The following is an 18,928-nucleotide window of genomic DNA, read 5'->3' on the forward strand; positions in this document are numbered from 1 at the left end:
CGGGTGGTCGGGCAAATCCCCTAAGCCCTTAAATAATTTAAATTTTTTTTAGAAAGGTGTTGACGACTTTCAGGCTCGCCTATAAGATTCGCCGCACTTGTCGGGCACAGCCTAGCACTGGTTGGCGAAGTCGGGCAGAATGAGTGGTTTAGCAGTTATCTGTTAATGTCTCGTTCGGTTAGGCTTCAAGCTTAAGCGCCCGTAGCTCAGCTGGATAGAGCATCCGCCTTCTAAGCGGATGGTCGCAGGTTCGAGTCCTGCCGGGTGCGCCATTAGGCAGCTTTGGCAAGCAAGTAGGCTGTAATGCAATATGGTGGGCGTAGCTCAGTTGGTAGAGCGCTGGATTGTGATTCCAGTTGTCGTGGGTTCGATTCCCATCGTCCACCCCATATTCTTCAAAGGCGCCTCGATAGCATCTGGCGCCTTTGTTTTAAGCGTTACGCGGACGTGGTGAAATTGGTAGACACACTGGATTTAGGTTCCAGCGGCGCAAGCTGTAAGAGTTCGAGTCTCTTCGTCCGCACCATGCTTCTGTAAGGCTGTACCGCAACATCGCAAGACCGCAATATGGTGGGCGTAGCTCAGTTGGTAGAGCGCTGGATTGTGATTCCAGTTGTCGTGGGTTCGATTCCCATCGTCCACCCCATATTCTTGAAAGGCGCCTTGATCGTGAGATCGGGCGCCTTTTTGTTTTGGGGTTGTGTGGCTGCGGTGTGCATGTCTTGAGTGTTCTGGCGCCTGTGAGATCGAGCGCCGCCCGCGCGGCGCTCGATCTCACAGGCGCCACAAACCTCATGCCAGAAACTAGCGACCGCGACGCAATTCCCCCTTGCAATCCTCTGGTGACACCCCAATAAAAGCTGTTAGATTTCAGCCGGTTGAAACACCGGCCCAATTGGCCGGCAGAGGAACAACCCGATGATCGCAAAAGAAGCCCGTCAGGCCCTGGCGCTACAGCGCTTTGCCGAGGCCAATCCGCAGCTGCTCGAAGAGATCCGCGAGCTGGATCCGCGCGAGCAGGCCCAGCAGATCGAATGGGCATTCGAGGATGCGGCCGAGGAGCAGGGTATCCAGCCTTGGGAGCTGGCCCTGCAACTGATCGCCGAAACCCCGGAGCAACTGCAGGCCATGCGCCTGGAGACGCACCGCGAGGTCGCCGAGGCGCTGGGGATGGAGTGGGAGGAGTACTGCCAGTTCAATGAAATCGACCCTGCATAAGGAAGCGAATTCGTTGGTGGCAGTTGTTTGACAAGGTATTTCGGCTGCAGGTCGCCCCGGGCGTCGTGCGGCCCCCATTGAAGCAGGTCCGGCGCTATGTCGTGCGGGCCTTGAAAGTTAATCGACCGGCGTGGTTTCCCGTCGTCCCGAGTGGGGTGACTTCTGCTGCGCGACTCACTAGAATGCTTGCCCTTGATTCTGGAGTCGGGCAAACGCCGGCTAACGTCTGTGCAACGAGGAATATCCATGCAAGTTTCTGTTGAAAACACTTCCGCTCTCGAGCGCCGCATGACCATCGCCGTTCCGGCCGAGCGCGTCGAGAACGAAGTCAACAAGCGTCTGCAGCAGACTGCCAAGCGCGCCAAGGTTGCCGGCTTCCGCCCAGGCAAAGTGCCGATGAGCGTGATCCGTCAGCGTTTCGAAGCCGATGCTCGCCAAGAGGCTTTCGGTGACCTGGTCCAGGCTTCCTTCTACGAAGCCATCGTCGAGCAGAAGCTGAACCCGGCTGGCGCCCCTGCAGTAGAGCCCAAGTCCTTCGAAAAGGGCAAGGACCTGGAATTCGTCGCCATCTTCGAAGTGTTCCCGGAATTCACCGTTGGCGGCCTCGAGTCGATCAGCGTCGAGCGCCTGAGCGCCGAAGTGGCTGACGCCGACCTGGACAACATGCTGGAAGTGCTGCGCAAGCAGAACACCCGCTTCGAGGCCGTCGAGCGCGCTGCGCAGAATGACGACCAGGTCAACATCGACTTCGTCGGCAAGGTCGACGGTGAAGTGTTCGCCGGTGGTTCGGCCAAGGGCACCCAGCTGGTGCTGGGCTCCGGCCGCATGATCCCTGGCTTCGAAGACGGCCTGGTTGGCGCCAAGGCTGGTGAAGAGCGCGTTGTCAACGTGACCTTCCCTGAGGACTACCAGAACCTGGACCTGGCTGGCAAAGCCGCCGAGTTCACCATCACCGTCAACAGCGTTGCCGCTCCTGTGCTGCCAGAGCTGAACGAAGAGTTCTTCGCCCAGTTCGGCATCAAGGAATCGACCCTGGAAGGCTTCCGCACCGAAGTTCGCAAGAACATGGAGCGTGAACTGCGTCAGGCCATCAAGGCCAAGGTGAAGAACCAGGTCATGGACGGTCTGCTGGCTGCCAACCCGATCGAAGTGCCGAAAGCCCTGCTGGAAAACGAAGTCAACCGTCTGCGCGTGCAGGCTGTTCAGCAGTTCGGTGGCAACATCAAGCCTGAGCAACTGCCGGCCGAGCTGTTCGAAGAACAAGCCAAGCGCCGTGTGGTCCTGGGCCTGATCGTCGCCGAAGTGGTCAAGCAGTTCGAACTGAAGCCGGACGAAGGCAAGGTTCGCGAAATGATCGAGGAAATGGCTTCGGCTTACCAAGAGCCTGAGCAGGTCATCGCCTGGTACTACAAGAACGACCAGCAACTGAACGAAGTCCGTTCGGTTGTGCTGGAAGAACAAGTTGTAGATACTGTTCTGCAGAAAGCGACTGTGACCGACAAGTCGGTCTCGTACGAAGATGCCGTTAAACCAGCACAGGCTCCAGCCGCCGCTGAGTAACAGGCTTCTCTCGTAGGAAACCCCCACAAGCCAGCCTTCGCGCTGGCTTGTGCGTATTCAAGCCATGACTATTTGGGAGTGAGCGCAGGACATGTCCCGCAATTCTTATATTCAGCAGAGCTCTGACATCCAGGCCGCAGGCGGCCTGGTCCCGATGGTTATCGAGCAGTCCGCCCGTGGCGAACGCGCTTACGACATCTACTCGCGCCTGTTGAAGGAGCGTGTGATCTTCCTGGTTGGCCCGGTAGAGGACTACATGGCCAACCTCGTCGTGGCGCAACTGCTGTTCCTTGAAGCGGAAAACCCGGACAAGGATATCCATCTCTACATCAACTCGCCGGGCGGTTCCGTCACCGCCGGCATGTCGATCTACGACACCATGCAGTTCATCAAGCCGGACGTCTCGACCATCTGCATCGGCCAGGCCTGCAGCATGGGTGCCTTCCTGCTGGCTGCAGGTGCCAAGGGCAAGCGTCACTGCCTGCCGAACTCGCGCGTGATGATCCACCAGCCGCTGGGCGGCTTCCAGGGCCAGGCCACCGATATCGAGATCCACGCCCAGGAAATCCTCAATATCAAGGCCCGTCTCAACGAACTGCTGGCCTACCACACCGGCCAGGAGCTCGAGACCATCAAGCGCGACACCGAACGTGACAACTTCATGAGCGCCTCGCGCGCGGCCGAGTACGGCCTGATCGACTCGGTCTACGACAAGCGGCAACTGGCCTCCTGAACCGGGGTGCCAGAGCAGGTGGGCGCGGAAAGCGCCTACCTGCGGACTTGAAAAAGCCCGCAATTGCCTTCATCTTGTGTTGCAAGCCTACCGGATTGGATCGATCGAATGACTGACACCCGTAACGGCGAGGACAGCGGCAAATTGCTTTATTGCTCCTTCTGCGGCAAAAGCCAGCACGAAGTGCGCAAACTGATTGCCGGGCCCTCGGTATTTATCTGCGACGAGTGCGTCGACCTGTGCAATGACATCATCCGTGAGGAGGTGCAGGAAGCCCAGGCCGAGAGCAGCGCGCACAAATTGCCTTCGCCGAAAGAAATCAGCGGTATCCTGGACCAGTACGTCATTGGTCAGGAGCGCGCGAAGAAGGTGCTTGCCGTAGCGGTGTACAACCACTACAAGCGCCTGAACCAGCGTGACAAGAAGGGTGACGAAGTCGAACTCGGCAAGAGCAACATCCTGCTCATCGGGCCGACCGGCTCGGGCAAGACCCTGCTCGCCGAAACCCTTGCACGCCTGTTGAACGTACCGTTCACCATTGCTGACGCCACCACCCTGACCGAAGCCGGTTACGTGGGTGAGGACGTCGAGAACATCATCCAGAAGCTGTTGCAGAAGTGCGACTACGACGTGGAGAAGGCCCAGATGGGCATTGTCTACATCGACGAGATCGACAAGATCTCGCGCAAGTCGGACAACCCGTCCATCACCCGTGACGTCTCGGGCGAGGGCGTGCAGCAGGCATTGCTGAAGCTGATCGAAGGCACCGTGGCTTCGGTTCCGCCGCAAGGCGGCCGCAAGCACCCGCAACAGGAATTCCTGCAGGTCGACACCCGCAACATCCTGTTCATCTGCGGTGGCGCCTTCTCGGGCCTGGAAAAGGTCATCCAGAACCGCTCCACCAAGGGTGGCATCGGTTTTGGCGCCGAAGTACGCAGCAAGGAAGAGGGCAAGAAGGTTGGCGAGTCCCTGCGTGAGGTCGAGCCGGACGATCTGGTCAAGTTTGGCCTGATCCCGGAATTCGTCGGCCGTCTGCCGGTACTGGCAACCCTCGACGAACTGGACGAGGCTGCGTTGATGCAGATCCTCACCGAGCCGAAGAACGCCCTGACCAAGCAGTATGCCAAGCTGTTCGAGATGGAAAGCGTCGACCTCGAGTTCCGCAGCGATGCGCTCAAGGCCGTAGCGCGCAAGGCCCTGGAGCGCAAGACTGGCGCCCGTGGCCTGCGTTCGATCCTCGAAGGCGTGCTGCTCGACACCATGTACGAGATTCCTTCGAAGAAGGATGTCAGCAAGGTGGTGATCGACGAGAGCGTCATCGATGGCACCTCGCAGCCGCTGATGATCTACGAGAACAGCGAGCCGCAAGCCAAGGCCGCGCCGGACGCCTGATCCAGGCAATGGCCGGTTGACGGTTGCAAGCAAGAAGGGGGCCTACGGGCCCCTTTCTGCTTTTCCTGCGCTAGCGCTTGTAATTTCCCAAGCGTGCCCCCACATTAGGTCCAAGCATCATTTCCACCGGTTTCCGGCCATAAGGCCGCTGTAGAGGCGAAATCATGAAGACCACCCTCGACTTGCCTCTTTTGCCATTGCGCGATGTCGTTGTTTACCCGCATATGGTCATCCCGCTGTTCGTGGGGCGCGAAAAGTCCATCGAAGCCCTTGAGGCGGCGATGACGGGCGAAAAGCAGATCCTCCTGCTGGCCCAGAAAAACCCGGCCGACGATGATCCGGGCGAGGACGCCCTGTACCGCGTCGGTACCGTTGCCACCGTGCTGCAATTGCTGAAACTGCCCGATGGCACCGTCAAGGTGCTGGTCGAGGGCGAGCAGCGCGGCGCTGTCGAGCGTTTCAGCGAAGTAGAAGGGCACATCCGTGCCGAAGTTTCCCTGATCGACGAAGTCGACGCCGCCGAGCGCGAGTCGGAAGTGTTCGTGCGCACGCTGCTGTCGCAGTTCGAGCAGTACGTGCAGCTGGGCAAGAAAGTCCCGGCCGAAGTGCTGTCTTCGCTGAACAGCATCGAAGAGCCAGGGCGCCTGGTCGATACCATGGCCGCGCACATGGCCCTGAAGATCGAGCAGAAACAGGAAATTCTCGAAATCGTCGACCTGCCGACCCGTGTCGAGCACGTACTGGCGCTGCTGGATGCCGAAATCGACTTGCTGCAGGTCGAAAAGCGCATTCGCGGCCGGGTCAAGAAGCAGATGGAGCGCAGCCAGCGCGAGTACTACCTGAATGAGCAGATGAAGGCCATTCAGAAAGAACTCGGCGATGGCGACGAAGGCCACAACGAAGTCGAAGAGCTGAAAAAGCGCATCGAAGCCGCTGGCCTGCCCAAGGACGCGTTGGCCAAGGCCCAGGCCGAGCTGAACAAGCTCAAGCAGATGTCGCCGATGTCGGCCGAGGCCACCGTGGTGCGTTCCTACCTCGACTGGTTGGTGCAGGTGCCGTGGAAGGCCCAGAGCAAGGTGCGCCTGGACCTGGCCAAGGCCGAGGAAATCCTCGATGCCGACCACTATGGCCTGGAAGAGGTCAAGGAACGCATCCTCGAGTACCTTGCCGTGCAGAAGCGCGTCAAGAAAATCCGCGGCCCGGTGCTGTGCCTGGTCGGCCCGCCCGGCGTCGGCAAGACCTCGCTGGCCGAGTCGATTGCCGCTGCCACCAACCGCAAGTTCGTGCGCATGGCCCTCGGTGGGGTGCGTGACGAGGCCGAGATTCGTGGCCATCGCCGTACCTACATCGGTTCCATGCCTGGCCGTCTGATCCAGAAGATGACCAAGGTAGGGGTGCGTAACCCGCTGTTCCTGCTGGACGAAATCGACAAGATGGGCAGCGACATGCGTGGCGACCCGGCGTCGGCATTGCTTGAGGTGCTTGACCCGGAGCAGAACCACAACTTCAACGACCACTACCTGGAGGTCGACTACGACCTCTCGGACGTGATGTTCCTGTGCACCTCGAACTCGATGAACATCCCGCCGGCGTTGCTCGACCGGATGGAAGTCATTCGCCTGCCGGGCTACACCGAAGACGAGAAGATCAACATCGCGGTCAAGTACCTGGTGCCCAAGCAGGTCAAGGCCAACGGTTTGAAGAAGGACGAGTTGGAAGTCGACGTCTCGGCGATCCGTGACATCATCCGCTTCTACACCCGCGAAGCCGGTGTGCGTGGCCTGGAGCGGCAAATCGCCAAGGTCTGCCGCAAGGTGGTCAAGGAACATACCGGGCAGAAGCAGGTCAAGGTCAAGGTGGCCAGCGAGCAGCTGGAGCACCTGCTGGGCGTGCGCAAGTTCCGCTACGGCCTGGCCGAGCAGCAGGACCAGATCGGCCAGGTTACCGGCCTGGCCTGGACCCAGGTGGGCGGCGAATTGCTGACCATCGAAGCCGTGGTCATCCCCGGCAAGGGCCAGCTAATCAAGACCGGCTCGCTGGGCGATGTCATGGTCGAGTCGATCACTGCCGCGCAGACCGTGGTGCGCAGCCGCGCCCGCAGCCTGGGGATTGCCGCCGACTTCCATGAGAAGCACGACGTGCATATCCACATGCCTGAAGGCGCCACGCCGAAGGACGGCCCAAGTGCCGGTATCGGCATGTGCACCGCGCTGGTGTCGGCGCTGACGCAGATTCCGGTACGTGCCGACGTGGCCATGACCGGCGAAATCACCCTGCGTGGCCAGGTGCTGGCCATTGGCGGGTTGAAGGAAAAACTGCTGGCGGCACACCGTGGCGGGATCAAGACGGTGATCATTCCCGAGGAGAATGTTCGCGATCTGAAGGAGATTCCGGAAAATATCAAACAGGATCTGCAGATCAAACCAGTCAAATGGATTGACGAAGTCCTGCAAATTGCGCTGCAATACGCCCCGGAGCCCTTGCCAGATGTGGCTCCGGAGATTGTCGCGAAAGATGAAAAGCGCGACGGCGATGCTAAGGAAAGAATCAGCACGCATTAGTAGTTTTTGGCTGGGGGGCTTTCCTTGACAGTTTTTTCGGGGCCTTGCTATAAAGCGGCACGCTATTGTCATCAGGCCACCCAGCGCACGTTTCATAAGCTTTTCATTACATACTTAGAAACAAACTCAATTGAGAAATAAGGGGACTTAGAGTGAACAAGTCGGAACTGATTGACGCTATCGCCGCATCTGCTGACATCCCGAAAGCTGTAGCCGGCCGTGCGCTGGACGCAGTCATCGAATCCGTCACCGGCGCCCTGAAGCAAGGTGACGATGTGGTACTGGTTGGCTTCGGTACCTTCTCGGTCAAGGAGCGTGCAGAGCGCACCGGCCGCAACCCGCAAACCGGTAACGCGATCAAGATCGCTGCCGCCAAGGTTCCAGGCTTCAAGGCTGGCAAAGGCCTGAAAGACGCCGTCAACTAAGTCGTCTCTTTCAGCCGGACCTGGCCTTGCCAGGTCCGAGCACGGTGATGGCGGGGCGCAAACGTTCCCGCCTGACACGTTTGCTAAGAAAAGGCGCATCCTCGGATGCGCCTTTCTTTTATCAGGTTTCTACCCACGCTCCGCGGTTGTCGACGCAGTGGTACAGCCGTTTCTGGGGGACGCATGCTGCAAAATATCAGGGACAATTCACAAGGTTGGATTGCCAAGACCATCATCGGCCTTATCGTCGTGTTGATGGCGTTGACCGGCTTCGAAGCCATTTTCCAGGCCGCCACCCATAGCCAGGACGCCGCCAAGGTGAACGGCCAGACCATCAGCCAGAACGAGCTGAGCCAGGCAGCCGACATGCAGCGCCGTCAGCTGATGCAACAGTTGGGCAAGGATTTCGACCCGGCGCTGCTGGATGACAAATTGTTGCGCGAAGAGGCACTGAAGGGCCTGATCAGCCGCAAGCTGCTGCTGCAAGGTGCCGAGGATGCCAAGTTTGCCTTCTCCGAGGCCGCGCTGGACCAGGTGATCCTGCAGACGCCGGAATTCCAGGTGGACGGCAAGTTCAGTGCCGACCGTTTCGACCAGGTCATTCGCCAGATGGGCTATGGCCGCATGCAGTTCCGCGACATGCTCGCCGAGGAAATGCTCATTGGCCAGCTGCGCACCGGCCTGGCCGGCAGCAGCTTCGTCACCGACCAGCAGGTCGATGCCTTTGCCCGCCTGGAGAAGCAGACCCGTGACTTCGCCTCCCTGACCTTCAAGGCCGACCCGGCCGCAGTCAAGGTCAGCGATGAAGAGGTCAAGGCGCACTACGACCAGCACGCCAAGGAGTTCATGTCGCCTGACCAGGTGGTGATCGACTATGTCGAGCTGAAGAAGTCGGCGTTCTTCGACCAGGTCAAGGTGACCGACGAAGAACTCAAGGCCCAGTACGAGAAGGAAATCGCCAACCTCGCCGAGCAGCGCCATGCCGCGCACATCCTCATCGAGGTCAACGACAAGGTCACCGACGCCCAGGCCAAGGCCCGCGCCGAAGAGATCGAACAGCGCCTGGCCAAGGGTGAAGACTTCGCCGCGCTGGCCAAGGAATTCTCCCAGGACCCGGGTTCTGCCAATAGCGGTGGTGACCTTGGCTTCGCCGGCCCGGGCGTTTACGACCCGGCGTTCGAGGATGCGCTGTACAAGCTGCAGGATGGCCAGGTCTCGGCGCCGGTGCGCACCGAGTTCGGCTACCACCTGATCAAGCTGCTGGGCGTGCAGGCGCCAGAAGTGCCGAGCTTCGCCAGCCTGAAGGACAAGCTGACCCGTGACCTGAAGATCCCGCTGGTCGAGCAGCGTTACGTCGATGCCAGCAAGCAGCTGCAAGATGCCGCCTACGAGGCTTCCGACCTGGCCCAGCCGGCCCAGGACCTGAACCTGAAGGTGCAAACGTCTGCAGCCTTCGGCCGCGAGGGTGGCGAAGGCATCACTGCCAACCGTTCGGTAGTGCAGGCCGCATTCTCCGAAGAAGTGCTGGAGGAGGGTGCCAACAGCACCGCCATCGAGCTCGACCCGGAAACCACCGTGGTGCTGCGCGTCAAGGAGCACCGCAAGCCGGAGCAACTGCCGCTGGAAGCCGTGGCCAAGAACATCAGCGAACACCTGGCCAAGGAGAAGGCAACTGCCGAACTCAAGGCCAAGGCGGACAAGCTGATTGCCGGCCTGCGTGACGGTTCCGTCGCTGCGGGCAGCGTGCACGAAGGGCAGGGCTGGAAGGCCTATGAAGCAGTCACCCGTGGTGAGGACGGTATCGACCCGGCCGAGCTGCAGGCGCTGTTCCGCCTGGGCAAGCCGCAGGCCAAGGACAAGCCGGTATATGGCAGCGTGGTGCTGCGTGACGGTAGCCTGGTGGTACTGCAGCTCAAGGGTGTCAACGAAGGCGCTGCTGCCACCGACGAAGAGAAGCAGCAGATCCGCCGCTACCTCGCGTCACGTGCTGGCCAGCAGGACTTTGCGGCGTACCGCAAGCAGCTGGAAGCCAAGGCGGACATCACCCGTTACTAAGGTGATGGATGCGTGAACGAACAGGCCGCCCAGTGCGGCCTGTTTCGTTTCTGTTGTCTGTACCGGCTTCTTCGCGGGTACCGCGCTGACCTTGAACGCGGCGCAATACCTGTGGGAGCGGGTTTGCCCGCGAAGAGGCCGGCACAGGCAGCACAGGGCCTAGCGCTTCACCCCTTCATAGTTATCCAGCGTATCCCGCGCAATCTCCCGCCCCAAAGCAATCAGCTCCGGCGCCTTGTAGAACTCGAAAAACCGGCACACCCGTTTGGGCACGTTGATCAGCACATCCGGTGGATAGCCGGCGATCTTGTACTGCGCCAGCGAGGTTTGCATGACCTCGAAACTCTGGTTGATCAAATCCAGCAGCGAAGCGGGCCCTACGTTGTCGATGATGAACGAGCCAGTGGCCGACTTCGGCGCGCCCTCGCGCTCCGGCGCCGCCGCCGGTTGCTGGCCTTCCGGGGCGGCGGCATCGGCCAGCCACGGGTTCGGCGGCGCCAGCCCTTCGGCGACGATTTCCTGCTCGATGCGGATCAGTTCCTCCGCCGGCTTGCGCCGGAACGGCAAGCGCGAGCCCAGCGAGCTGAGCAAGGCATCGAAACGCATCTTGAACGCCGCCGGGCGTTCGATCACCGGTAACTGGTACTGCTTCTGGTTGGTGGCGTTGAGGTTGACCGCGATGATCAGGTCGCAGTGGCTGGACACCACCGGTACGATCGGCAGCGGGTTGAGGATGCCGCCGTCGACCAGCATGCGGTTGCCTTGCATCACCGGGGTGAACAGGCTGGGGATGGCTGCCGAGGCGCGCATGGCCTGGTGCAGGCAGCCCTCCTGGAACCAGATTTCCTGCTGGTTGGTGAGGTCGGCTGCAACCGCCGTGTAGGGGATGCGCAATTGCTCGATGTTGATCTCGCCGACGATCTTGCGGATTTGCCCGAATACCTTGTCGCCGCGAATTGCGCCGAGGCGAAAGCTGACATCGACCAGGCGCAACACATCCAGGTAGTCGAGGCTCTCGATCCAGTTGCGGTAGTCTTCCAGCTTGCCGGCGGCATAGATGCCGCCAATCACCGCGCCCATGGAGCAGCCGGCGATGCAGGCAATGTCGTAGCCGCGGCGCTCGATTTCCTCGATCACGCCGATGTGTGCATACCCCCGGGCTCCGCCCGATCCCAGTACCAGTGCCACGCGTTTGCTCATGAACATTCCCCGGCCAGTGCAACCATGGTCCTACAATGCACCCATCGCTGCCTGTGCTTCAATGTACATCGCACTGAGCTACTGTAATAAAACTGGCTAGGCAAAGCTGGCTGGGCAGGGCACTTTTCAGCTGCCAGGGCGTCGAACAGCCACCGATTTTTCCATTGAGGTATTACTGATGAAAGCCTGGATCTGCCTTCCACTGATTGCCTTGGCCCTTGCTGGCTGCGCGGGCAAGACGGCCTACCGCGAGAGTTGTGCGACCCAACTGGATGCCGCCTGGAAGGAGCTGGATCTGGCCAAGGCCGAAGGCTTTGCCGGTGCCGTGAGTTACTCCAAGGCCTTGTCGCTGCTGACCGGGGCCAAGACCCAGCAGCAGTTCGAAGGTTATGAAAGCTGTACCAGAAAAGCCGAAAAGGCCCGTTTCTACATTCGTGAATCGCGCGCTGGGCGCTGACCAGGGAGCGTCTCTCAATGTCTGCCATGCTCGATCATGTGGTTGCCCAGATCGTGGCCTTGCAGGTGCGTCTGCTGGCCTGCCGCGAGCGCCTGGCTGCCGATACCGACAGTGAGGCCTTGCATGACCTGCGCACCACCCTGCGGCGCCTGCGCAGCCTGCTACGGCCGCTACGTGGGCTGCCGGGGGTGGAGCAGCTGGAGGACGCCGCCAAGTCGTTGGGTGCCCTCACCACGCCGTTGCGTGACCGTGAGGTACTGGCAGCCGAACTGATCGGGCGTGGTTTTACCGAGGCTGGGCAGTGGCGCCTGGAAGGGCGTGGCCGGACCTTCGCCAGTGTTGCCGCCAGCCCGCAGCTGACGCGGGTGCTGGCGATTGTCGACGCGTTTCCGCTGTTCCTGCGTGCAGCCGGCCGTGAGGGCTTGGTCAAAGGGTTGGAAAAGCGTATCGACAAACGCCTGGTCAAACAGTGGCACAAATTGCACAAAGCGCTGCAGGACCCTGCCCACGACCGCCACCGCCTGCGTTTGCTGATCAAGCGTGCGCGCTATGGCGATGAGGCCTATCCGCAGCTCGACCATGCGAGCAAGCATTTGCGGCGCTTGCTGAAGCAGGCCCAGAACGACCTGGGTGACTGGCATGATCGCCTGCAATGGCTGCTGCAGGCTCGCGACCATGCCGACCTGGCACCCTGCAAAGTTGCCTGGGAGCAGGAATTGCACGAGGCCGAGCGCCATTCGGACGACATGCTGGATGCCCTGCAGCAGGCGGTGGCGCGGCGAAAGCCCGAGAAATGACCGATATGCGGGCTGATCGGCAAGGGTTTGCTGGCTAGGATGGGCAGACCATTTTCGCTGCAGGCAGGAGCCGGCCAATGAATTTCAACCAACTGCTCGACGCCGTGCGGGTCAACCCCGAAGCGGTGAGTATCCCGCCCAGCTGGGCCCAGGGCCGCGCCGCCTTTGGCGGGTTGATGGCGGCCATGGTGTATGAAGCCATGCGCCAGAAAATCTCCGATGACCGCCCCGTGCGTTCGTTGGCCATCAGCTTTGTGGCGCCGGCCGCGGCGGATGTGCCAATCCGCTTCGACGTGGAGGTGCTGCGTGAAGGCAAGGCAGTCAGCACCTTGCTGGGCCGCGCCGTTCAGGACGGCCAGGTAGTGACCCTGGTGCAGGGCAATTTCGGCGCAGGGCGGCCGTCAGTGGTTGATGTACCGGCGTTGCCGGCCACGGAAATGAAAGCGCTCGAAGATGCGGCCCCCGAGCTGCCCCATATCAAAGGCGTTACCCCGGAGTTCATGCAGCATGTGGCCTTGCGCTGGGCGGTAGGTGGGTTGCCGTTCAGCGGCAATCAGTCGCGCCAGATGGGCGGCTGGGTACGTTTGCGCGGGGTGGCCGAAGAACCGGTCAACGAGACGCACCTGCTGGCGTTGGTCGATGCCTGGCCACCGAGCCTGATGCCGTTTCTCAAGCAGCCCGCTGCCGGCAGTACGTTGACCTGGACCATCGAATTCATGCAGCCCACCCCGCAGTTGTCGACCCTGGACTGGTGCCGTTACTGCGTGGAAACCGAATATGCGCGGGATGGTTATGGGCATGCCGCTGCTACCTTGAGGACGGCGCAGGGCGAGTTGCTGGCCTTGAGCCGGCAGACGGTGACCGTATTTGCCTGACCGAGCAGGGGGAGCTCGTTGCGCTCCTTTCGCGACACAAGGCCGCTCCCACAGCGATCGCGTAAATTTCAGGCCATGCGCGATTTTGTGGGAGCGGCCTTGCGTCGCGATTGGGCTGCAGAGCAGCCCCAATGGCATCAGCGCCGATGTTTATGCCGTTCCCGCCAGGCCTTCCACCAGGCACCGCTCAGCACGAAGCGCGGAAAGGTGATGAACTGCTCGGTCAGCAGGCGCTGCACGGCATCCTTGCGGTTGGCGAATGGCTCGGGTTGCTCGGCTTCAAGGCGATGGCCCTGGCGCTGCAGGCCCAGGCCGGCGATCAAGGCAATGATGCCAACGGCAATCTGGCCCAGATCCAGGCCGAACAGGCCGGACAGAATCAGCAACGCGCCAAGAATGAACAGCGGCACGGCGATCAGGTGCAGCACCAGGTTGGTCGGGTGGCGGTGGTTATGGTGGTAGCCGCGCCATTGCCAGGTGGGCAGGTTGGGCAGACGTTTGCTCATGGGCATTTCCTCTCGGTCATGCCCAAAGCTTAGTGCGGCCCCCGGGTGGGGGCCAATCGAGGCTGGCTATGGTGACTATAGCTTGAGCTGGCCAATGGCCTTGTTCAGTTCGCCGGCCAGGGTCGCCAGTTCGCTGCTGGTGGTCGCCGAGCCCACGGTCTGCTGCACGGTCTGTTCAGTGACATCGCGAATGCTCACCACGGCGCGGTTCATTTCTTCGGCCACCTGGCTTTGCTGCTCGGCGGCCACGGCAATCTGGGTGTTGCTTTCGCGCATCTGCGCCACGGCACCGGTAATCTCGGCCAGTGCTTCGCCGGCCTCCTGGGCCTGCCTGACGCAGTCGTCGGCCTTGTACGAGCTTTCCTGCATGAACTCCACTGCATCGCGGGTGCCCGACTGCAGGGCCGAGACCATGGTGGTGATCTCGTCGGTGGAGGTTTGCACGCGCTTGGCCAGGTTGCGCACTTCATCGGCCACCACCGCAAAGCCGCGGCCCAGGTCGCCGGCGCGCGCTGCTTCGATGGCGGCATTGAGGGCTAGCAGGTTGGTCTGCTCGGCGATGCTGTGGATCACATTGACCACGCCGTTGATCTTCTGGCTGTCTTCGGCCAGCTGGCGAATCATCTCGGCGGTTTGCTGCACACCGCTGGACAGCCCGGAGATCGAATCCTGAACCCGGCTGACCACCTCCTGGCCGCTACCGGCCAGGGTATCGGCTGTTTGTGACAGGTCACGGGTGGCGCCGGCATGCTGGGCAATGTGGTGCACCGTCGCCGACATTTCGTTGATGGCGGTAGCGGCCTGGTCGGTCTCGCTCTGCTGGCCGAGCATGCCGTGGCGTACGTCGCTCATGCTCGCTGCCAGGCGCGCGGCACCGGAGTCCAGTTGTGCGGCGGTGTGGGCGACGGTGCTGACCACGCGGTGATAGGTCGCCTGCATGGCGTTGAAAGCCCCGGCCATCTGGCCGACCTCGTCGCCACAGGCCAGCGGTACGCGGGCCGACAGGTCGCCGGTTTTTTCCACGTGTAGCATCACGTCCTTGAGGGTGTTGAGCTGGCTGAGCAGGAAGCGGATCAGTAGTTGCGAGGCGCCGAGCATGGCCAGCATCAGGACCAGTACGCACACCGCGTAGTTGCTGAAACGGTCGAAGAACACCTGGCGAAGGCTCGGCGACTGGGCCAGCACGGCCATTTGCTGATCGCCGTTGCGCAGCACCTGCGCACCCTGTAACGGGTTGTTGCCGAAGAGCCGGGCGGCGGGCAGTTCGACCCAGCCTTGGGCGTTGCGCAGGGCCTCGAGGGGTTCACCCGCGAAGGTAGGCGTTTGCCCGGCCGACCAGCTGATGAGATTGGCCGCGCGGGGTAGCGGCTGCCCGGCTGGCCAGGCAGCCAGCAGTTGGGCCTGCGCGGCCGCCTGGGCTTGCGCGGCCTCGGCGCGGGCGCGCTGCTCCAGGTGCACGGCATAGAGCACCAGCATCAAGGTCGTGACAAAGGCCACCGCGTTGACGGCCCAGAACTTGTACTTCAGGGAAACATTGCTAAGCCAGGCACCCATGGGCAGGTCTTCTCTGAGTTGAGCGGGAACAATATTGGCAAGGTGCCATCATTGTGCCTGCATCCGTCAGGGCCTTTCTTGATGTGTATCAAGAAAATTCCGCCGCAGGTGTTGACGCGCTCCTACAGAGGCCGCGTCAGGTTCAGGGGAGTTGGAAAAAAGCCCGCGCCGTTGCCGTGGTATGCGCCGCCGTATGCTCGACCGACTCCCCCCGGTGCAAGGCCACTTCGCGCAACACCTCCGGCAGGAACGCCGGCTCGTTGCGCCCGTTCTTCGGCTTGGGCCGCAAGCTGCGCGGCAGCAGGTAAGGCGCATCGCTCTCCAGCATCAGCCGCCCCTCGGCAATGTTGCCCACCAGCGGATGCAGGTGGGTTCCGCGGCGTTCGTCGCAGATCCAGCCGGTAATGCCGATGTGCAGGTCCATGTCCAGGTAGGCGAACAACGCGTCGCGCTCGCCGGTAAAGCAATGCACCACCGCGCCGGCCAGGTGGTCGCGGTAATCCTTGAGGATCGCCAGCAGGCGTTCGCTGGCGTCGCGTTCGTGCAGGAACACTGGCAGGCGCAACTCGGCAGCCAATGCCAGCTGGGCCTCCAGGGCTTTCTCCTGCAGCGGGCGAGGGGAGAAGTCGCGGTTGAAGTCCAGGCCGCATTCGCCCACGGCACGCACCCGCGGTTCATTCAGCAGATGGCGCAACTGGTGCTCGCTGCCGGCATCCCAGGTCTTGGCATCATGGGGGTGTACGCCTGCCGTGGCGAACAGGTGTGCGCCGCTCGCATCCAGTTGCTGGCACAGCTCCAGTGCTTGTTCGCTGACCGCCAGGCTGGTGCCCGTCAGCACCATCTGCGTGACCCCGGCCTCAAGGGCGCGCTCGACGATTGCCGCCTGCTGGTCGTGGAAACTGCTGTTGGTCAGGTTGACGCCGATATCGATCAGTTGCATGGTGCTACCTCGTGCCGCGGGGCGGCCAGCATAGCAAAAACCGCGTTTTTCTGAAAAAACCAAGAACTTCATGCTGTTGCCGTGGTCTTTTACCGTCATTTCTCTCTTGGCGGTGCAACCCCATGGATGCCGCCCACCGACCACGGATACGTTTTCGCATGCTGCGATGCTGGCTCATTTTCCTGCTGACGCTTGGGCTGACCCTGACCGGGCCTGCCCACGCGCGCGCGCCAGGGCCGCAGCAGAACATCCCGTCGGCCAAGGTCCGTGACCTGCAACAGATTCGCTCCAGCCAGGTGCTGCGGGTGCTGGTGAACCAGAGCCGCAACAGCTCTGGTGAGGTCAAGGGCGAGCCGGTTGGCATCGAATACTATCGCCTGCGTGCCCTGGAGCATTACCTCAATGCCCGCGCTGCCGACGGCCAAGAGATCCAACTCAAACTGATTCCACGGGCCAAGGAGCAGCTGCTGGGCGCCTTGGCCCGTGGCGAGGGTGACCTGGCCGCGCCGGGCGAGCTGCTCGACCCCGGCATGGTGCGCGGGGTCAGCAGCAGCGCGCCGGTGCTCGACCAGGTGCCGCTGCTGCTGGTGGGGCGCAAGGGTGAACGCAGCTTCAGCCATGTCGAGCAGTTGTCCGGGCGTACCGTGGCCTTGACCAGCGCCAGTGCCGCCGGCCCGTTGATCCAGCAGGTCAACCAGCAACTGGCGCTGCGCAAGCGCGCGCCGATCAAGGTGGAGTGGGTCGACTCGACCCTGGCGGTGGAGGATGTGCTGGAAATGGTCCAGGCCGGTATTTATCACCTGACCGTGGTCGAGCAGCCGATCGCCCGGCGCTGGGCCCGGGTGATGCCGCGCCTGCGCCTGGACAGCCGCGTGCAACTGGGGGCGCCGCAAGCCATGCGCTGGTATGTGGGGCGCGATGCGCCGCAGTTGCTGGCCACGGTCGATCGCTTTCTGCAGGGCTACCGCGCGCCGGACAACCAGGATGCCGCGTTCGAGCGCATCTACCGCCGCCAGTATCGGGTGCACGACCCGTTGGCCAGCAAGAATCGCCAGCGCCTGACCGCGCTGCGGGCGGTGCTGCAGAAACACGGTGAAGCGCAGCAGATCGACTGGCTCAACCTGGCCGCGCTGGCTTTCAAGGAATCGACGCTCAACCCGGCAGCGCGCGGTACCGGCGGGGCCCATGGCCTGATGCAGATCACCCCTTCGGCAGCGCAGCGCGTAGGGGTGAGCAACACCGCCACGGTGGATGGCAATGTCCAGGCCAGCGCCCGCTACCTGGCGCTGATCCGACGCAAGTTCTTTGCCAGCGCCAAGATCAACGACCGCGAGCGCATGGCCTTCGTGCTGGCGGCCTACAACCTGGGGCCCGAGCGGGTCCAGGCCATGCGCGCAGAGGCGCGGCGGCGTGGGTTGAATGGCGATCAGTGGTTCTTTCAGACCGAACGCATCGCCATGGAGCAGGTGGGCATGGGGCCAGTCAACTTCGTCAACAGCGTCAACAAGTATTTTGTAGCGTTCAACCGGGAGCGTGCCGCACTGGAGCGTGTGGCGAAGCGTTAATAAATCGATTTTATCGATTGTTGTGTTGGGTTTTTTGCGATTTTCATATCTATTGAATTGATTATGATGGCGCCCATCCCAACACAACTTCCCCGCTTCAAGGAAACCAAGACATGAACAACGCTACCCTCAACGCCCTGTTCTCTACCCGCGCCGGCGCTGGCCTGAGCGTCATCCGTATCCTGGTCGGCATCATCTTCATCGCGCATGGCGCGCAAAAACTGTTCGGCATGTTCGGTGGCTATGGCCTGGAAGGCACCGGCCAGTGGATGGAGAGCATCGGCCTGGCCCCGGGTTACCTGATGGCGCTGCTGTCCGGCAGCGCCGAGTTCTTCGGCGGCCTGGCCCTGGTGATCGGCCTGCTGGCCCGCCCGGCGGCCTTGGTGCTGGCCATAACCCTGGTAGTGGCGATCCTCTCGGTACACATCGGCAACGGCCTGTTCATGTCCAACAACGGCTATGAGTTCGGTCTGGCCCTGCTGGCCGGCACCGTCGCGGTGCTGATCGAAGGCGCTGGCCGCTTCTCGCTGGACCGCCTGATCGCCCGCTGATACACCGCAAACAGCAAGATACAAGCCTCAGGCCGATCACTTTCGGCCTGAGGCTTGTATCTTGTCGCTTGTAGCTCTAGCATACCGTCTGCGCCGATTTAAACAGCTACTTGCGGGGCGCAGGAAAGCCCCTCTGCGGGTCATCCGAAATACCGCTAAAGCGCTGGTTCGGTGACGCCTCCCACCGCTGCCCAGCGGCATTCGCGAGGCGGAGAGAAGCTCCATGAGTTGCCCACGTACCAGTGTCTGTTTGAGCCCTTTGCCTGCCAATCAGGCGTCCCGCACACCGCGCATCCTGCTCGGCGGCCAGCATCAGCCCACTCTTTTACGTCACCTCGAAGGCCTGTCCCGGCGCAAGGGCCAGGCGCGTGCCTTTCTGATCCAGTTTGCCGATACCGGCTGCCACCTCGCGCAGTATGGCAATGACCGTTTCGACCTGGCCGTGATCCAGGCCCCGGCGCCGGACGAGGCCGCCGAAATCATCGGCCACATCACCCGCATTGCGCGCCAGGGCCTGATTACCCGCCGCTGAGGAGCGC

Annotated in this window: 17 protein-coding genes and 4 tRNA genes; 17 read left to right on the forward strand and 4 right to left on the reverse strand. The window is 61.9% G+C overall.

Annotation, left to right across the window (positions count from 1 at the left end; translation table 11 throughout):
- Positions 1-195 precede the first annotated feature (195 nt).
- The 11 genes from J5M71_RS19380 to J5M71_RS19430 all read left to right on the forward strand — a co-directional run bounded on the left by J5M71_RS19380 (position 196) and on the right by J5M71_RS19430 (position 9,944).
- A tRNA-Arg gene (locus J5M71_RS19380) sits at positions 196-272 on the forward strand.
- Positions 273-313: 41 nt separating this feature from the next.
- A tRNA-His gene (locus tag J5M71_RS19385) sits at positions 314-389 on the forward strand.
- A gap of 52 nt (positions 390-441) precedes the next feature.
- Positions 442-526: transfer RNA gene (locus tag J5M71_RS19390), tRNA-Leu, on the forward strand.
- Positions 527-570: 44 nt separating this feature from the next.
- Positions 571-646: transfer RNA gene (locus tag J5M71_RS19395), tRNA-His, on the forward strand.
- A gap of 272 nt (positions 647-918) precedes the next feature.
- Entirely contained in the window at positions 919-1,218 is a 300-nt protein-coding gene (locus tag J5M71_RS19400) for a DUF6388 family protein (protein WP_207835192.1), read from the forward strand.
- 246 nt (positions 1,219-1,464) lie between these two features.
- Positions 1,465-2,778 carry a trigger factor gene (gene tig, locus J5M71_RS19405; protein WP_015269696.1) on the forward strand — a complete coding sequence of 438 codons (1,314 nt, stop codon included), beginning with the start codon at positions 1,465-1,467 and terminating at the stop codon, positions 2,776-2,778.
- Between the two features lie 91 nt (positions 2,779-2,869).
- Positions 2,870-3,511: an ATP-dependent Clp endopeptidase proteolytic subunit ClpP gene (gene clpP / locus J5M71_RS19410; protein WP_003250240.1), complete on the forward strand. Its 642-nt coding sequence runs from the start codon at positions 2,870-2,872 to the stop codon at positions 3,509-3,511.
- A gap of 108 nt (positions 3,512-3,619) precedes the next feature.
- Positions 3,620-4,903, forward strand: a complete 1,284-nt coding sequence (gene clpX, locus J5M71_RS19415; RefSeq protein ID WP_025338419.1) for an ATP-dependent Clp protease ATP-binding subunit ClpX — start codon at positions 3,620-3,622, stop codon at positions 4,901-4,903.
- A 164-nt stretch (positions 4,904-5,067) separates the two neighbouring features.
- Positions 5,068-7,464 carry an endopeptidase La gene (gene lon / locus J5M71_RS19420; RefSeq protein ID WP_015269697.1) on the forward strand — a complete coding sequence of 799 codons (2,397 nt, stop codon included), beginning with the start codon at positions 5,068-5,070 and terminating at the stop codon, positions 7,462-7,464.
- Positions 7,465-7,616: 152 nt separating this feature from the next.
- Entirely contained in the window at positions 7,617-7,889 is a 273-nt protein-coding gene (locus J5M71_RS19425; RefSeq protein WP_003259401.1) for an HU family DNA-binding protein, read from the forward strand.
- A 183-nt stretch (positions 7,890-8,072) separates the two neighbouring features.
- Positions 8,073-9,944, forward strand: coding sequence for a SurA N-terminal domain-containing protein (locus tag J5M71_RS19430; RefSeq protein WP_207835209.1), 1,872 nt, complete (start codon positions 8,073-8,075; stop codon positions 9,942-9,944).
- 159 nt (positions 9,945-10,103) lie between these two features.
- On the opposite strand, the gene J5M71_RS19435 is transcribed toward J5M71_RS19430, so the two are convergent.
- Positions 10,104-11,144, reverse strand: a complete 1,041-nt coding sequence (locus tag J5M71_RS19435) for a patatin-like phospholipase family protein (RefSeq protein WP_207835219.1) — start codon at positions 11,142-11,144, stop codon at positions 10,104-10,106.
- A gap of 178 nt (positions 11,145-11,322) precedes the next feature.
- Between J5M71_RS19435 and J5M71_RS19440 the strand changes: the two genes are divergently transcribed.
- From J5M71_RS19440 to J5M71_RS19450, 3 genes are all read left to right on the forward strand, one after another.
- A complete protein-coding gene (locus J5M71_RS19440) occupies positions 11,323-11,601 on the forward strand; it encodes a hypothetical protein (RefSeq protein ID WP_003259403.1) in 279 nt (92 codons plus the stop codon).
- A 17-nt stretch (positions 11,602-11,618) separates the two neighbouring features.
- Entirely contained in the window at positions 11,619-12,398 is a 780-nt protein-coding gene (locus tag J5M71_RS19445; RefSeq protein ID WP_207835221.1) for a CHAD domain-containing protein, read from the forward strand.
- A 77-nt stretch (positions 12,399-12,475) separates the two neighbouring features.
- A complete protein-coding gene (locus J5M71_RS19450; RefSeq protein ID WP_207835223.1) occupies positions 12,476-13,273 on the forward strand; it encodes a thioesterase family protein in 798 nt (265 codons plus the stop codon).
- Positions 13,274-13,410: 137 nt separating this feature from the next.
- On the opposite strand, the gene J5M71_RS19455 is transcribed toward J5M71_RS19450, so the two are convergent.
- From J5M71_RS19455 to J5M71_RS19465, 3 genes are all read right to left on the reverse strand, one after another.
- Positions 13,411-13,779: an Mpo1-like protein gene (locus J5M71_RS19455; protein ID WP_063914011.1), complete on the reverse strand. Its 369-nt coding sequence runs from the start codon at positions 13,777-13,779 to the stop codon at positions 13,411-13,413.
- A 75-nt stretch (positions 13,780-13,854) separates the two neighbouring features.
- Complete coding sequence (locus tag J5M71_RS19460; protein WP_207835225.1) at positions 13,855-15,333, reverse strand: methyl-accepting chemotaxis protein; 1,479 nt, start codon at positions 15,331-15,333, stop codon at positions 13,855-13,857.
- Positions 15,334-15,475: 142 nt separating this feature from the next.
- The gene (locus J5M71_RS19465; protein ID WP_207835234.1) at positions 15,476-16,273 is read right to left on the reverse strand and encodes a TatD family hydrolase; all 798 of its coding nucleotides are present in this window, start codon (positions 16,271-16,273) and stop codon (positions 15,476-15,478) included.
- Positions 16,274-16,431: 158 nt separating this feature from the next.
- Between J5M71_RS19465 and J5M71_RS19470 the strand changes: the two genes are divergently transcribed.
- The 3 genes from J5M71_RS19470 (at position 16,432) to J5M71_RS19480 (ending at position 18,921) form a co-directional block, all read left to right on the forward strand.
- Positions 16,432-17,838, forward strand: a complete 1,407-nt coding sequence (locus tag J5M71_RS19470) for a transglycosylase SLT domain-containing protein (protein ID WP_207835243.1) — start codon at positions 16,432-16,434, stop codon at positions 17,836-17,838.
- A 113-nt stretch (positions 17,839-17,951) separates the two neighbouring features.
- Complete coding sequence (locus J5M71_RS19475) at positions 17,952-18,389, forward strand: DoxX family protein (RefSeq protein WP_207835245.1); 438 nt, start codon at positions 17,952-17,954, stop codon at positions 18,387-18,389.
- A 223-nt stretch (positions 18,390-18,612) separates the two neighbouring features.
- Positions 18,613-18,921 carry a hypothetical protein gene (locus tag J5M71_RS19480; protein ID WP_207835251.1) on the forward strand — a complete coding sequence of 103 codons (309 nt, stop codon included), beginning with the start codon at positions 18,613-18,615 and terminating at the stop codon, positions 18,919-18,921.
- The last annotated feature ends 7 nt before the right edge of the window (positions 18,922-18,928 follow it).

Source organism: Pseudomonas sp. 43(2021), from assembly GCF_017490805.1.
GTDB lineage: Bacteria > Pseudomonadota > Gammaproteobacteria > Pseudomonadales > Pseudomonadaceae > Aquipseudomonas.